This is a genomic window from Bacillus cereus group sp. BfR-BA-01524 (assembly GCF_022662595.1).
Taxonomy (GTDB): domain Bacteria; phylum Bacillota; class Bacilli; order Bacillales; family Bacillaceae_G; genus Bacillus_A; species Bacillus_A thuringiensis_S.
The window spans coordinates 1-238 of the sequence record NZ_JAKUDW010000418.1; the positions used below are offsets into that span (position 1 = coordinate 1).

Sequence of the window (238 nt, forward strand, 5' to 3'; positions counted from 1 at the left end):
GTGCAAGGGATACAAGGACCAGTTGGGCCAATAGGTGCAACTGGACCAGAAGGACAGCAGGGAGCACAAGGATTGAGAGGACCACAAGGAGAAACTGGAGCGACAGGACCTCAAGGTGTGCAAGGGTTCCAAGGTCCGATTGGTCCAACGGGAGCGACTGGGGCACAAGGTATACAAGGGATACAGGGATTACAGGGGCCAATTGGAGCGACAGGACCTGAGGGACCTCAAGGAATTC

At 55.5% G+C, this 238-nt stretch carries 1 pseudogene; it reads left to right on the top strand.

Going from position 1 to position 238, the window contains the following annotated elements:
• Positions 1-238, top strand: a pseudogene (locus MR170_RS31715) (collagen-like protein); the annotation flags it as partial.